This window comes from Bacillus sp. 2205SS5-2 (assembly GCF_037024155.1).
Taxonomy (GTDB): domain Bacteria; phylum Bacillota; class Bacilli; order Bacillales; family Bacillaceae_K; genus Bacillus_CI.
The window spans coordinates 1-15,534 of sequence record NZ_JAYKTS010000054.1 but is presented as its reverse complement, the minus strand read 5'-3'; the positions used below and the strand labels follow the sequence as shown (position 1 = coordinate 15,534).

At 41.4% G+C, this 15,534-nt stretch carries 14 protein-coding genes; all 14 read right to left on the bottom strand.

Going from position 1 to position 15,534, the window contains the following annotated elements:
• Positions 1 to 579: 579 nt before the first annotated feature.
• A complete protein-coding gene (gene murA, locus U8D43_RS20405; protein WP_335872986.1) occupies positions 580 to 1,893 on the bottom strand; it encodes a UDP-N-acetylglucosamine 1-carboxyvinyltransferase in 1,314 nt (437 codons plus the stop codon).
• Between the two features lie 1,159 nt (positions 1,894 to 3,052).
• Positions 3,053 to 3,286: a DUF1146 family protein gene (locus U8D43_RS20400; RefSeq protein WP_335872985.1), complete on the bottom strand. Its 234-nt coding sequence runs from the start codon at positions 3,284 to 3,286 to the stop codon at positions 3,053 to 3,055.
• Positions 3,287 to 4,073: 787 nt separating this feature from the next.
• On the bottom strand, positions 4,074 to 4,478 hold the full coding sequence (locus U8D43_RS20395; protein ID WP_335872984.1) for a F0F1 ATP synthase subunit epsilon: 405 nt from the start codon (positions 4,476 to 4,478) through the stop codon (positions 4,074 to 4,076).
• A 23-nt stretch (positions 4,479 to 4,501) separates the two neighbouring features.
• On the bottom strand, positions 4,502 to 5,920 hold the full coding sequence (atpD, locus tag U8D43_RS20390; RefSeq protein WP_335872983.1) for a F0F1 ATP synthase subunit beta: 1,419 nt from the start codon (positions 5,918 to 5,920) through the stop codon (positions 4,502 to 4,504).
• Between the two features lie 88 nt (positions 5,921 to 6,008).
• The gene (locus U8D43_RS20385) at positions 6,009 to 6,866 is read right to left on the bottom strand and encodes a F0F1 ATP synthase subunit gamma (RefSeq protein WP_335872982.1); all 858 of its coding nucleotides are present in this window, start codon (positions 6,864 to 6,866) and stop codon (positions 6,009 to 6,011) included.
• Between the two features lie 106 nt (positions 6,867 to 6,972).
• On the bottom strand, positions 6,973 to 8,481 hold the full coding sequence (atpA, locus tag U8D43_RS20380; protein ID WP_335872981.1) for a F0F1 ATP synthase subunit alpha: 1,509 nt from the start codon (positions 8,479 to 8,481) through the stop codon (positions 6,973 to 6,975).
• An 18-nt stretch (positions 8,482 to 8,499) separates the two neighbouring features.
• Positions 8,500 to 9,042 (bottom strand): F0F1 ATP synthase subunit delta, encoded by a 543-nt coding sequence (locus U8D43_RS20375; RefSeq protein ID WP_335872980.1) that lies wholly within the window; start codon positions 9,040 to 9,042, stop codon positions 8,500 to 8,502.
• Positions 9,039 to 9,569, bottom strand: a complete 531-nt coding sequence (atpF, locus tag U8D43_RS20370) for a F0F1 ATP synthase subunit B (protein ID WP_335872979.1) — start codon at positions 9,567 to 9,569, stop codon at positions 9,039 to 9,041. The genes U8D43_RS20375 and atpF overlap by 4 nt, the downstream gene beginning before the upstream one ends.
• Before the next feature lie 163 nt (positions 9,570 to 9,732).
• The gene (gene atpE / locus U8D43_RS20365; RefSeq protein WP_059171849.1) at positions 9,733 to 9,945 is read right to left on the bottom strand and encodes a F0F1 ATP synthase subunit C; all 213 of its coding nucleotides are present in this window, start codon (positions 9,943 to 9,945) and stop codon (positions 9,733 to 9,735) included.
• A 75-nt stretch (positions 9,946 to 10,020) separates the two neighbouring features.
• Positions 10,021 to 10,749, bottom strand: coding sequence for a F0F1 ATP synthase subunit A (gene atpB, locus U8D43_RS20360; RefSeq protein ID WP_335872978.1), 729 nt, complete (start codon positions 10,747 to 10,749; stop codon positions 10,021 to 10,023).
• 22 nt (positions 10,750 to 10,771) lie between these two features.
• Positions 10,772 to 11,149 (bottom strand): ATP synthase subunit I, encoded by a 378-nt coding sequence (locus U8D43_RS20355; protein ID WP_335872977.1) that lies wholly within the window; start codon positions 11,147 to 11,149, stop codon positions 10,772 to 10,774.
• Positions 11,150 to 11,152: 3 nt separating this feature from the next.
• Positions 11,153 to 11,377, bottom strand: a complete 225-nt coding sequence (locus U8D43_RS20350; protein WP_335872976.1) for an AtpZ/AtpI family protein — start codon at positions 11,375 to 11,377, stop codon at positions 11,153 to 11,155.
• Positions 11,378 to 11,637: 260 nt separating this feature from the next.
• Positions 11,638 to 13,851: a S8 family serine peptidase gene (locus tag U8D43_RS20345; protein WP_335872975.1), complete on the bottom strand. Its 2,214-nt coding sequence runs from the start codon at positions 13,849 to 13,851 to the stop codon at positions 11,638 to 11,640.
• A gap of 364 nt (positions 13,852 to 14,215) precedes the next feature.
• Complete coding sequence (gene upp / locus U8D43_RS20340) at positions 14,216 to 14,845, bottom strand: uracil phosphoribosyltransferase (protein ID WP_335872974.1); 630 nt, start codon at positions 14,843 to 14,845, stop codon at positions 14,216 to 14,218.
• Between the last annotated feature and the right edge of the window lie 689 nt (positions 14,846 to 15,534).

The following is a 15,534-nucleotide window of genomic DNA, read 5'->3' as shown; positions in this document are numbered from 1 at the left end:
GGTAGATATCCAAAAATCAAAACCAGCTTAAATCAAGTAATGGTGCCATAGCCAATCTTTAAAAATGGTCATTCCATTTTAGGGAGGGTGCTTTTTTGTGTCAAAATCAGCATCAAAACCCATTTTCGTATAAAAGAGCCTTTCGCAAAGACTGTGCCTTTCGAATAAGTCCATCTATCTTGAGCTTAACAGGCTTGTGTTAATTTTTAGTATCAATACAAACTTCATTCTGTCAAAAAGTGCGCTACTTTCATCCATCTATCCATTCAAAAATGAATAGAGCCTATATGATTTTAGAATTGCAAGGCATACTTAATCGGCAACAAACACCAAACATTTCCAAAATTCTCAGGAGTTAATCTGGAGTTGGTCATAATATGCAATTTTTTCTGGATATTTCCCAAATATGAGTTTCAATTTATTCCATTAGTCATTTCCTCTTAAAAAAGCTGTTTTCCGAACGAAAAATTTTCATTTTCAGACAAATCGCAGGAAATCACGCGAAAGAAATGGGCAGATTTAGTCCGAAATAACATAAGAAAACCTCACCTAATAGGTGAGGTTTTCTTAAAGAAATTTTTACGCGTTTAAATCTAAATCAACCATTGTCTCTGCTACTGGTTCTGCTTGTTCTAATTCGGTTACACGAACAATTTCAGCACCTAACGCTTCTAATTTTTTGTGGAAATCAACGTATCCGCGGTCTAAATGCTTCAGCTCAGTTACGCGAGTGTAACCATCAGATACTAATCCCGCAATGATCAGAGCGGCAGCTGCACGTAAATCCGTTGCTCCTACTTCCGCACCTTGAAGATTTGACAATCCACTTGTAATAACCGAACGACCTTCTATTTTAATATCAGCATTCATGCGACGGAATTCTTCCACGTGCATGAATCGGTTTTCAAATACAGTTTCGGTGATCACACCTGTGCCTTCTGCTTTTAAAAGCAGTGTCATCATTTGTGATTGCATATCTGTTGGAAATCCTGGATGAGGCATTGTTTTAATATCGACTGCCTTTAATGTTTCTGGTCCGATGACACGTAAACCTTCATCTTCTTCGATAATCTCGACGCCCATTTCTTCCATTTTCGCAATTAAAGAAGAAATATGCTCGGGGACCGCTCCTTGAACCAACACATTCCCTTTTGTAATCGCAGCTGCAATCATAAAAGTTCCTGCTTCAATACGATCTGGGATAATATGATGTTCAGCACCATGAAGTCGCTTCACACCTTCAATTCGCATTGTTCCTGTACCTGCACCTTTAACCTTTGCACCCATTTTGTTGAGGAAATTCGCTAAATCGACAATTTCAGGCTCTTTCGCTACGTTTTCAAGCGTTGTTGTGCCCTCAGCTAGAACGGCAGCCATCATAATATTTTCTGTTGCGCCAACACTCGGGAAGTCCAAATAAATTTTAGCTCCCTGCAAGCGACCAGCTACTTCAGCTTCAATAAAGCCGTTTCCAACTTTCACTTTAGCACCCATGGCTTCAAAACCTTTTAAATGCTGATCAATCGGACGTGAGCCAATTGCACAGCCACCAGGTAAAGCAACTCGTGCTCTTCCAAGTCTCCCAAGAAGTGGTCCCATGACAAGAACAGAAGCACGCATCTTGCGTACATATTCAAATGGAGCTTCGACAAACAATTCCCGTGTTGCATTGACAACTACTTCGTTACCGTTAAATGTTACATCTGTATTTAAATGACGAATTACTTCGTTTATCGTATACACATCAGAGAGAGCTGGCACATCTTTAATTACGCTCTTTCCTTCACTTGCTAATAATGTAGCAGCGATGACAGGAAGGACAGCATTTTTTGCTCCTTCTACTTTAACTGTTCCTGTTAATCTGTTTCCGCCGCGGACAATGATTTTTTCCAAGAGTATTCCCCTCCGCGTCTATATTCTCTATATTAATATTCAATCGCTAAGATTGATGTGCCAATGACAACAAAGTCTTTGTGGTCATTCGGCTTTTATCTACTTCTGTCCCTTTAATGGAACAACTTGTAATATTTATTAGTCATATTAAGGACGAAATAAAAAGTTCTAGTTGCTGATTAATACAATTATTACAATAAGTTTTTATATCTGTATTTTTTGTAAAACTTTATCAATCATACCACTTTGTGGCTGCTTATGACAAGAGTCTATTTACTTCATTCATCAAGAAAATTTAGGTATTTTATCACTATTTGTTATATCATCAATGTTGCTTTCTTAATGAAATCGATATCTTTTCTGAGTTCAAAATATAGATGAAGGTAACGAACCATAAGAACCTTCTTTTACATTATTTTCTCAACGTAACTCTTTATTCAGTTAGTACAAAATGCTTTCAAGTTTAACTTCTAATAAATTCTTGTATATTTTCTACAAAATAATCATATTCTGTTATAGTAGAAAAATATTTCACACTGAAAAGGAAGACCATTCAACTATACGGCCGTTAATAAGTAGAATGGCTACAGCTTCTTTTTCAACTCACGATGTAATACTCGATGTAATTGTCATATTCCCACATATGTCTAAAATAAAACATTTCAGCGAAATAACACATCAATTTATTGTTTCTAAGTTTTTTTGATACATTCCTCTCCTCTTAATAACATTATTTCCAGAAGGAAAGGAAGAATTCTTGGTAAAAGTCGTCAAGTTTCTACATTTACCCACAAGCACTATCCAATCATACATAATAACGTAATGAGGGGAAAGGAATACTTTTTGAAATAATCATGTAATTTATGGTAATTCCTTTTTGAAAGGCTCTTTTCGTCTACACGCTTGCTTTTAACTTCAATATTCCATGAAATTCGTTCAAAATAGACGGAAAAAAGACCCGAAACAAAGCTTTCATAGATGATAACTGATTCGAAAAGCCATAAACTTTGCGAAAACGGCCTTTCAAATAGTTGGGTTCATTCTATTTTATTTTTCGCTCTTTCGGTAGTCATTATTCCTATTCCATTTCACAAAGAACGGAATCCACAGGTTTGGGATTGCTTCTGTACAAAGATAGACGAATGCGGAAAAAGTCTTATCAAAAGATATGACTTAGTTGTCTCGCCCAACTTAAGTAATTCAAGAAAAATTCGCTTACAGTTGTTCCAATGACAATTGATAAGAGAATATAAAGCAAACGTGCTTGTGCTACACGATTCGTCCGTAGAAATTTTTCGAAATTCAACGCCTGCAAGGCCCAAAAGGAAACCGCAAAAAAGACTAGATGAATGCTCATACTTAATAATGCTTGCTGTCCGAAATACGCTTCCACTTTTCCGCCTCCTTTTTTCGTCAAAATTACCCACAATTCGTATTTTAGCACACCATTCCTACCAAATAAATCTAGTATGAAAATTTAATTTCGCTGTAATATGCCAATATCCCCTTTTGTGGGAGATTTTAGTTAGAATCCGTTTGCTGTAACATATAAAAAAGGATGGAAACACTCTTTTTTACCTTATTTCGGATTTAAATGGTGCGAAAAGATGCACGAAGTCATTCTTTATCACGATGGGAGGACTAATTCGAAAAGTCACAATCTTTGCGAAAACAGCCTGTTTATATGAGTGATTCGTTCATTTTCAGGCAGCCCTTCTTTCATTGCTTGCCTTCAATTACATCCTACACAATTCCCTTACTCTTCGTTCCGTTTTTCAGCACTCGTCACCGAACGGATACACTAATTCAATGTTTCTCATCACTGTTTTTGCTCAGAAAATTAATTCAAGTACTTAAAGCCACTGCTCTTTATTTTTGGCTTATTTCGTATATCTTGTGGCTATTTCATCTGATTTTTGACTAATTTCTCTATTTCCCTGTTGATCTCAATCAAAAAACAGACGAAATGATGCCCGAAACAAAGCTATATCACAGATGATTAACTGATACGAAAAGCCGTATTTTTTGTGAAAACAGCCTTTCTTTACTATTTGTTGGAGCCCTCCATTTTGAAAGCGATTTTATATATACGGTCATATGAAAAGAGAGCCTTGTGAAAACATCCATTAAAAAAAGCCTCAGCCATCTTATTAGACGGCTGAGGCCCTAAAAAGTTTCAATTAAAAATCATTTGATCGAACATTGATACGGTTCATGGCACGTTTTAGTGCAAGTTCCGCACGTTGAAAGTCGACGTCGTCTTTTTGAGCTTGCATGCGTTGTTCAGCACGAACTCTTGCTTCTTCAGCTCGTTTGAGGTCAATGCCCTCTGCTTTTTCCGCAGCTTGCGCTAGGATTGTCACCTGTTCAGCACGAACTTCGAGGAAGCCACCTGATACAGCAACAAGCTCAGTGTTACCGCCATTTTTTAAACGGACAGCACCGATTTCTAAGGGAGCGACCATTGGAATATGCCCTGGTAAAATACCAAGTTCTCCACTTTGAGCTTTTGTACTGATCATTTCCACATCAGATTCATACACTGGGCCATCGGGAGTGACAATACTGACTTTTAAGGTCTTCATTTTTTTCCCTCCTGGTCCCTAGATTAAACTTCTACGCCCATTTTCTTTGCTGCTTCAAGTACGGCCTCAATTGAGCCCACTAAACGGAAGGCATCTTCAGGAATATGGTCGTATTTACCTGCAAGGATGTCTTTGAATGCTGCCACAGTGTCTTTTACTTGTACGTAAGAGCCTTTTTGGCCGGTAAATTGCTCAGCCACGTGGAAGTTTTGTGATAAGAAGAATTGAACGCGACGGGCGCGGTGAACGACTTGCTTATCTTCATCCGAAAGTTCATCCATTCCAAGAATGGCGATGATATCTTGAAGTTCTTTGTAACGTTGTAGTGTTTGCTGTACTTGACGAGCAATTGAATAATGCTCTTCTCCAACAACCTCTGGAGAAAGGGCACGGGAAGTTGACGCCAATGGATCAACGGCTGGGTAGATTCCCATTTCAGTCAACTTACGCTCAAGGTTGGTTGTTGCATCTAAGTGAGCGAATGTTGTCGCTGGAGCCGGATCCGTATAGTCATCGGCAGGAACGTAAATCGCTTGGATAGATGTAACTGAACCAACATTAGTTGAAGTAATACGCTCTTGTAATTGACCCATTTCAGTAGCAAGTGTTGGTTGATAACCAACGGCTGATGGCATACGTCCTAGAAGGGCAGATACCTCAGATCCTGCTTGTGTGAAACGGAAGATATTATCGATGAAAAGAAGTACATCTTGACCTTGCTCATCACGGAAATATTCAGCCATTGTAAGACCAGTTAAAGCAACACGCATACGTGCTCCTGGTGGCTCATTCATTTGTCCGAAGACCATGGCTGTTTTCTTAATAACACCAGAATCGGTCATCTCGTGATAAAGGTCATTTCCTTCACGAGTACGCTCACCAACACCTGCGAATACCGAGATCCCGCCGTGTTCTTGGGCAATATTATTGATTAATTCCTGGATTAAAACGGTTTTACCAACACCGGCACCACCGAAGAGTCCGATTTTACCACCTTTAATATAAGGAGCTAGAAGATCGACTACTTTAATCCCTGTTTCAAGAATTTCAACTTCCGTTGATAGTTTTTCGAAGGTTGGCGCTAGTCGGTGAATTGGATCACGACGTACACCAGCTTCAAGTGGCTCATCTAGGTCAATATTTTCTCCAAGTACGTTAAATACACGACCAAGAGTGATGTCTCCTACTGGTACCATAATTGGTGCTCCAGTATCTAAGACGTCAGTCCCACGTGTAAGTCCGTCCGTTGAGGACATCGCAATCGTACGAACGGTATCATCACCTAAATGAAGGGCTACTTCTAATGTTAAATCAATGCTGACTCCTGCTTCTGTTTGGGCTGTAACAACTTTAAGTGCGTTGTACAAATCAGGAAGTTGACCGTTTTTGAACTTTACGTCAACAACTGGACCCATGATTTGAAGAACGTGTCCTGTGTTCATCATTTTCCCTCCTACTAGCTTTTGACGGCAAACTAAAAGAATGTAACGACCTAGTCGCGACTAGCTCGCTACGAATTCTTCCGATTCTCTATTCTAACGCGGCTGCTCCACCAACGATTTCCGTAATTTCTTGGGTAATCGCAGCCTGACGAGCACGGTTATATGAAAGTGTAAGGCTATCAATTAAGTCTTTTGCATTATCGGTTGCACTCTTCATTGCTGTCATACGAGCGGCGTGCTCACTTGCTTTTCCATCAAGTAAGGCTCCGTAAATCAATGACTCTGCATACTGAGGAAGCAACACTTCTAAAATTTCTTCACCAGACGGTTCGAACTCATACGAAGTGAGCTTTGAAGAAGAAGAGATATCTGAAAGTGGTAACACTTTCTTTTCGGTTACTTCTTGTTGAATAACGCTGACAAAGTGGTTGTAGTATAAATACAACTCGTCAAACGCTCCATCAGAGAACATTCCGACTGCTTTAGAAGCAATATCTATAATGTCTGCAAAGTTTGGTTGATCGGGAAGACCAACAATCGCTTCCACTACGTTATATCCACGTTTAGTAAAGAAATCACGTCCCACACGTCCGACGCAGATGATAACAAAATCATCGCTGGATTTGTGACGTTCTGATATCGTATTATTCACCGTTCTCAATACGTTACTGTTATAAGCACCCGCCAGTCCACGGTCAGAAGTAATGACCAAATAACCGGTTTTCTTGACGGGGCGAGAGACTAGCATCGGATGAGAGATGTCTGTACTACCAAGCGCAATTGAGGCTACGACTTCTTGAATTTTATCCATATAAGGAACGAATGCTTTTGCATTTCCTTCCGCACGGTTCAATTTCGCCGCAGACACCATCTGCATGGCTTTCGTAATTTGACTTGTTTTTTTCGTTGAAGTAATACGAGATTTAATGTCGCGTAACGATGCCACTGGTTCTCACCACCCTTTTAAAATGTTAGAGACTCCCTCGAGGGGAGACGGACATAACGTCCGCAATTTACATGAACAGAAATCATCCATGTATTTTTCCGTTTGACTACTCAGTGATCGCAAATGTCTTTTTGAATTCAGTGATCGCTGCATTAAAGACGCTGTCTTCCGGAAGACCTTTCGTTGTACGAATGGTTTCTAACACTTCTGTATGGTTGTGATCTAACCAGCTAAGCATTTCTGCTTCGAAACGACGAATATCATTTACTGGAATATCATCTAAGAAGCCACGCGTTAAGGCATATAGAATCGCTACTTGCTTTTCTACTTTTAATGGCTTGTTTAAGTCTTGTTTTAATACTTCTACTGTACGTGCTCCGCGCTCAAGCTTTGCACGAGTCGCAGCATCTAGGTCAGATCCAAATTGAGCAAATGCTTCAAGCTCCCGGTAAGCGGCTAAGTCAAGACGTAGCGTACCCGCAACTTTTTTCATTGCTTTAATTTGAGCTGATCCACCAACACGGGATACAGATAAACCTGCGTTAATCGCTGGACGTACACCCGAGAAGAAAAGGTCAGATTGTAAGAAAATTTGTCCATCAGTGATCGAGATTACGTTTGTTGGAATATAAGCAGAGATATCGCCTGCTTGTGTTTCAACGAACGGAAGAGCGGTAATTGAACCAGCACCTCTTGCGTCACTTAGCTTCGCTGCACGTTCAAGTAAACGAGAGTGAAGGTAGAATACATCCCCTGGATAAGCTTCACGACCTGGAGGACGACGAAGTAATAGGGAGAGCTCACGATAAGCGGCTGCTTGTTTAGATAAGTCATCATAGACAACAAGGACATGCTTGCCATTGATCATGAAGTCTTCACCCATTGTAACCCCAGCATAAGGTGCTAAAAATAGCATTGGAGCTGGTTGAGAAGCGGCTGCTGTTACAACGATTGTGTAATCTAATGCACCGTGTTTACGAAGCGTTTCAACGGCATTACGAACCGTTGACTCTTTTTGTCCGATAGCAACGTAGATACATACCATATCTTGGTCTGCTTGGTTAAGAATCGCATCGATCGCAACAGATGTTTTACCTGTTTGACGGTCTCCGATAATTAACTCACGCTGTCCACGACCAATTGGAACTAAAGCGTCAATTGCCTTGATTCCTGTTTGAAGCGGCTCATGTACGGATTTACGATCCATAACACCAGGAGCTTGACTCTCGATTGGACGTGTTTTAGTTGTGTTGATTGGGCCTAGACCATCGACTGGTTGTCCTAGTGAGTTAACAACGCGGCCAATAAGAGCTTCCCCTACTGGAACTTCCATGATTCTTCCGGTACGACGAACTTCGTCTCCTTCGCGAATATCTGCGAAAGGTCCAAGAATGATGATACCAACGTTGTTTTCTTCTAAGTTAAGTGCCATTCCCATGACACCGTTTGAAAATTCAACAAGCTCTCCAGCCATGACATTGTCGAGGCCATGAGCACGAGCGATACCGTCACCAACTTGGATAACTGTACCCACATCGCTTACCTTAATTTCTGACTGATAGCTTTCAATTTGCTTTTTTATCAGCGCGCTGATTTCTTCAGCTTTGATGCTCATGAATTTCACCCCTTATGGTTACGATTGTGTACTGATTAATTGACGCTCTAAACGAGTCAACTTTCCTGCGATGCTGCCGTCGAAAATACGGTTACCAATGCGCAGTTTCAGTCCGCCAATTAGATTCGAATCAATCTTATTTTCGATTTTTAACGTTTTCTTGCCAACTTTTGGTGCAAAGGTTGCAGATACAGCGATTTTTTCTACTTCCGATAAAGGTTTCGTAGAGTAAACTGTTGCTTCAGCTACACCTTTGGCTTCATTAGCTAAGTGAATATATTGATCTGCTACTGCGATAACATGTTCTTGACGCTTTTGATCAATCAGTAGTTTCAGTGTGTTTAACACGATTGGTGAAGCTGAATTAAACGCTTCATTCATCAACCTTTTCTTTTCATCCCTTGAAAGTTTTGGTGATTGTAACAGTTCAAGAAATGGCTCGTTTTGTTCGAACACACTCTTCACTGCCACCATCTCTTCTTCCACAGAATCGATTTGGTTGTTGTTTTGCGCTAATTCAAAAAGAGCGAGGGCGTAACGTTTGGCAACGGCTTTGCTCATCGCTCTTCGCCTGCCTCTTTAAGATAGTCGTTGATAATCTTTTCTTGATCAGCAACTGTTAGTTCTTTTTCAATAACTTTCGACGCAATTAGAACAGATAAAGAAGCGACTTGCTCTTTAAGTGCTGTAACAGCTTGCTCTTTCTGTTGTTGAATTTCAACTTTGGCTGCTTCTTTCAGACGACCTGATTCGGTACGAGCTGCTGTGATAATTTCTTCACGTTGCTGCTCACCTTGTTTTTTAGCACTTTCAACGAAGCCTTGTGCTTCTTGGCGTGCTTGTTTTAGAAGAGTACGATGCTCTTCTAATTTTAATTCTGCATCCGTACGGCTAGCTTCGGCCGCTTTAATTTCACCTGCGATATAATCTTCACGTTGCTTCATGATGCCCATTAATGGACCCCAAGCGAAGATGCGAAGTAAGACAAGCAGGATAATAAACATCACTAGTTGGAAAATGATATCTCCAGTATTGATAAACTCAGTATGTGTTGCTGCTTCTCCGAGAACAAATGCGTTCGTAAACACGCTCGTTTCACTCCCTTCAAGAGTCAATCCTCTTGGCTAACTAGGTAGCAAGAGACCTGCTATACATTTATTTCTTACGCTAATTTTAATTTGAAGACATAAAGCAAAGGCGAAGGTTCTCTAGGAATGATCTTCGCCATTAATAATCGAACGAAAAATGGAATTATTGACCTTGTACCATGAACGCGATAACAACGGCGATGATAGGAATCGCCTCAACTAATGCTACCCCGATGAACATTGTCGTTTGTAGCATTCCACGTGCTTCTGGTTGACGTGCAATACCTTCTACTGTTTTTGAAACGATAAGACCATTACCAATACCTGCACCTAGTGCTGCTAAACCGATTGCAATTGCTGCTGCTATAAGACCCATTCTTGTTTTCCTCCTTAAATTGTATAAAAAATTGTTTTATTGCGAGTGAGATGCCCGAAAACGGACAAGTTTATATTAATGGTCCTGACTAACTTTATGAGCCATATAAACCATCGTTAACATAACAAAGATAAATGATTGGATACCGCCGACAAAGATTGAGAAACCTTGCCAAGCGAGCGTTGGGATAATGGCGGCTAAATGTCCACCAAAATTCGCAGCTAAACCTGCAACTAGTAAGGATAGAAGGATTTCGCCCGCGTAAATATTACCGTAAAGTCGAAGACCAAGCGTTAATGTATTTGCAAATTCCTCAATGATTTTCAAGGGGAATAAGAACCACATTGGCCGAACGAAATCTTTACTATATTCACCAAAACCTTTCATTTTGATCGCATAATAGTGCGTTAACCCAACGACCATTGTTGCGAGAGTCAAGGCTACGACTGGATCGGCAGTTGGTGATTTCCACCAAAGCTCCCCTTCAATAACGACTGAAAACGGAAGGCCAATCATATTGGAAACAAAAATATACATGATGAGCGTGATGCCAAGGATGTGGAAGCGCCCACCGGTTTTCCAGTCCATATTGCTTTTGATAATGTTTTTCACAAAATCCATGACCCATTCCATAAAGTTCTGCATCCCATTCGGGTTTGTCACAGAAAGATTACGGGTGGACAGTACGGCGAGTAAGAAAACAATAAGGGATACAACGGTAATCATTAGTACATTACCTAAGTTGAATGTTAATGTTGTCATGCCGAAAAAATCTAAATGATACAACGGTGCTTCATGATGCAATGAAATTCACCTCTCTTCCCTGCTATTTATGTGATTTGAAAACTGAGATAATAGCATAATCTATCATAACGACAAGATAACTTGTCATTAATCCAAGTATGACGCTCAGGAGGTGGAAATATTCGGGATAACGAGTAGAAATCATTACCGCTAATACCGCAGACCCCATTCGCGAAAAGGTACCAAGCGATCGCACTTTACGACCTTCCACGACTGCGTTTCCAAACCTTTCAATCCTTCTCACCATTAGCCAATGGTTTAATAGGCTAAATGATGCACCGAGAATGAACCCTAAAAAAAGAGATTGATAGGAGGTAAATCCCCAACCGAGGACTGAGATGGAGAGCAGGTAGAATATGTACTTGCGATGCCTTGTAAACATGTGTTGTAATTCCGGCATAATTCACGAATCTCCCGAGTAGAAGTGTTGGACTGTTCGGGTCATAGCATATGTTCCAGTTGCTAAACCGAGGAGAAGTCCGATGATTAAAAAAAGTGGTTCTGTGTCGAATTGACGATCTGTCCATCTTCCGGCGAAGATGCCCATTAAAATTCCTCCGACTAATTCCGACAGGATGGCCGAATATAACGCCATTGCTTGCAAAGGACGTCGATTAGGTTGACGCATTTCCCCGCCTCACCATCCCTTTTATAGGAATAAAATGGTTTACACTATGAATATAGAGAAAAGCGTTTCCATTCGTGTTCTACCGCTGAAAACTATGTCATTTTATATCCTTTGTAAGCATACAATAGGGTATACTCGTTGTCAATTGATTGTCGGCAAAAAGTCTACTTCTAAAAATGAAGCTTTTAATTGTTCACAAAATGTTCAAAACCAGAAGAGACCCGAGGAAATGTGTCGAATATCCTTGGAGTCTCTCTTGTTTAATACCAATTTATTAATCGCTGTTCGTGATCTTCTTGTTGCTTATACCGGACATATGCGACAGTATAAAACATTTTTCCTTTTAATGAAGGGGGTAACTTTATTTGTTGTTCGAGCATTCCATGTTGTAGTTTCTTTTTTCGCTCGATAAAACCAAGGAAGTTTAGTGTATCGGCATCATAAAGAGCGATTCCGAATTCTTCTGCTCCTCCTGGTAAATATACCTCATATCGCAACGTATCCGGATCATCACCTGGTACGGCAGTAAAACCCATTATGCGTGGATAATCTGGTTCTTTAATGACGAATAAATAAGGAAGCTCATATGAATGACTATCTTCTATAAGTTTTATTCTTCCAGAAATTAACGCTTCATCTGTCGAGGGGATGTCCGTCTTGACTACTCGCACAGTAACTTCTTTTTCACTTTGAGGTGATAGTGAAAAACTCATCGGCATCTCCCAGCGCAACCAATCGTGATTCTGCTCTGGATTGACGTCAAAGCGATAGTCCTTTTTTTGATTACTCACATTTTTCACACGGATTTTAACTTCTTTAAAGCCAAAGCGATCCGTTGTTAGCTTCCCAAACGAAAGTGAACTCGGGGTCACCAGCGTCTGAACATTCATCGCTGCTTGAACGGATACTCTCCCAGCCCCTTGTTCCGTTGGTTCATAGATGTCCCCCAATTCATCAACTAAAGGCTTTGCGGTTAGCATTAACGCACTTTTCACTTCATCTGGTGTCCATGTCGGATGAGCTTGTAATAGAAGGGCGGCAACCCCAGCCACGTGAGGCGACGCCATACTCGTTCCTTGCAAACTCATATATCCTTTTGGAACCGTGCTTTCAATTTCCACTCCAGGAGCCGAAATATCCGGCTTGATTAGCCAATTAAACGTGACAGGTCCTCGGGAGGAGAAAGGCGCTAAGAGGTCTTTTTCTTGTTTGTATTCAGTGGAAACAACCACATTTGGTTTTTTGAGCTCTTGCTTAAGCCAATCTCCTTCAGCTTTTGTAATACTTGCAGCAGGAATTTTCAAGGTATCCTCTACTGTTCCCATAAATGGTCCGGGGGTATTGTTGTATATGATGGTAGCTACTGCTCCTGCTTTTTCTGCATTATTCACCTTTTCCCAAAATGTAAGACCACCACGCTGAATTAAAGCAATTTTCCCTTGGACATGCTTCAACTGCTCAGGCATCCCGTCCCTTCCATCAGCTAGCTGAAAAGTTCGCGCTAAGTCCCACCCCTTCCCACCAGCAAGGGGGAATAAACGCATTTTTTTCGCATCAACCTTTGCATAGGGAATCTTCATCGGTGGTGTTGAGGCACCCACTGAGATTGACTTCTCGCTTGTACCAGGTGTTCCAACCGTCCAGTTTTCCGGCCCTGAATTTCCACTAGATGTGATGGCTACGACTCCTTTTTCCACCGCACGATCCAGCGCTAAACTAATCGGAAGATCGGGTCCATTGACGTTATTGCCGAGCGAGAGGTTGATAATATCCATCTTGTCTTGAACCGCTTGATCAATGGCCGCGAGCACTTGATCCGTTGTTCCGGTTCCTCCTGGCCCGAGCGCCCGGTAGGCGTACAATTCTACATCTGGCGCTACTCCGCGCATTTTTCCATTCGCCCCAATAACACCTGCTACATGGGTTCCGTGCAGAGTGGGCAAACCTTCGTGACTCTGGGTTTCCATCGGCAATTCATCACCATCGACTAAATCATGTCCGCCGCGATAATTTCGACTAAGGTCAGGGTGCGTATAGTCAATGCCTGTATCGATAATTCCGACTTTAATGCCTTTCCCCGTTAAACGGTTTCCTTCTTGATCCAAATACCCTCTTGCGAAATCCGTACCGATAAATTCGATGCTCTTTTCATTCGCAACTGAATAGGACTGCACATCGGTCACTCGTTGCACATTTTCCTTTCCATTTAAAAATGCCGTTAGTTCTTTTCTTTTGCCTGTTAGTGAATAGCCATTGAAGACTTCTTTGTACACAAAGCCCAAGGTTAAAGTAGAAAAATAGCCGACCTGTCGATTGATTCGCTCAACATTGGGCTTCCCCTTTGTTTCAATAACGGCTGTAATGGTTTCATTGGGATCTTCTTCAACCGTCGGAATGGAGAAAGTGAGCGCTGTTCCGGCGGTTGTCAGGCTCATCAGTGCAACAAATAATAGAAAGCAAGCGATTTTTTTCATGAATTCCTCCACCTTTTTCTCCATAGGGTGTGTAAAGTGGGTGAGTGTATGCATGTTGATCAGGAAGATTTCTAGTTTTAACTAGAAGAAATATGTGAAATGGGCGGTTTAATCAAAAACCAGATGAAATAGCCACAATGTGTACGAAAAGATCCTAATAAAAGGCTGTTTTCGCAAATTTTGTTACTTTTCGAACCAGCCTATAAACTGTGATATAGCTTTGTTTCGGGCATCATTTCGTATATATTTGATGGAAATCAACGTGAAATGGGAGCTTTAATCAAAAATCAGGTGAAATAGCCACAATGTATACGAAAAGATCATAATAAAAAGACGCATTGAGTGCGTCTTTTTATTATCGTATTTATTTTGTACCAAACAAACGGTCACCAGCGTCCCCTAGTCCAGGAACGATATAACCTTTTTCGTTTAATTTTTCATCCAATGCCGCAATGAAGATGTCGACATCCGGGTGTGCTTCCTTAAGAAGTTCTACACCTTCAGGAGCCGCGATTAAACACATAAATTTAATATTTTTTGCGCCGCGTTTTTTGAGAGAGTTGATAGCTTCAATCGCAGACCCTCCCGTTGCCAACATCGGATCGACGACGATGAAATCACGCTCTTCTACGTCTGTCGGAAGCTTAACATAATATTCGACCGGTTGTAGCGTTTCTGGATCACGGTACAAGCCAACATGTCCTACTTTTGCCGCCGGAATTAATTTTAAAATACCGTCGACCATGCCGATTCCAGCACGGAGGATAGGCACAATTCCTAATTTTTTTCCGGAAAGGACTTTAGCTTGAGCCGTTGCGACCGGCGTTTGCACGTCAATCTCCTGCAATGGTAGATCGCGCGTAATTTCGAACGCCATTAGTGTCGCCACTTCATCAACGAGCTCACGAAATTCCTTAGTTCCTGTTTCAATGTCACGAATATGTGTTAGCTTATGCTGAATGAGTGGATGATCAAAAACATATACTTTAGCCATGTATACCCTCTCCTTTAATATGTAGTTATGACGAATTCTTTGAACGACAAAACCTCTTAACTGTTCCAACGAGCGAAAGATTTCCTAAAAACGGGGAATCCCGTTGCTACCCAGAACCTACCTATTCACACTTCGTATTATTTTACCAAAAAAAGTCGTTAATAACACGCTTAAACTGAGCAAAAAATGAATTAATCCTTGCATAATGGGGCGATTTGTTCAAAGAACATCCACTTTCAGACCATTCTCACCGTCATATTACCAACTTCACTTCATTACGCCTGGCTAATGCTTCTAGTATCAATCACACAGGCTGCTTTCGCCAAGTTCATTGCTGTTCATATCAGTTTATTATTCACGAAAAGCGGAAGTGGCTGCCCAGGGACGGCAGGCATCTGGCAGTACACGCAGTGAAGCCTGCTTCACGTAGTGGGCTGACAAATGCCCGAGTCCCTAGCCACTGCAGCTGGATCACGAAAAGCGGAAGTGGCTCGCCCAGGGACGGCAGGCATCTGGCAGTACACGCAGTGAAGCCTGCTTCACGTAGTGGGCTGACAAATGCCCGAGTCCCTAGCCACTGCAGCTGGATCACGAAAAGCGGAAGTGGCTGCCCAGGGACGGCAGGCATCTGGCAGTACACGTAGTGAATCCCGATTCACGCAGTGGGCTGACAAATGCCCGAGTCCCTA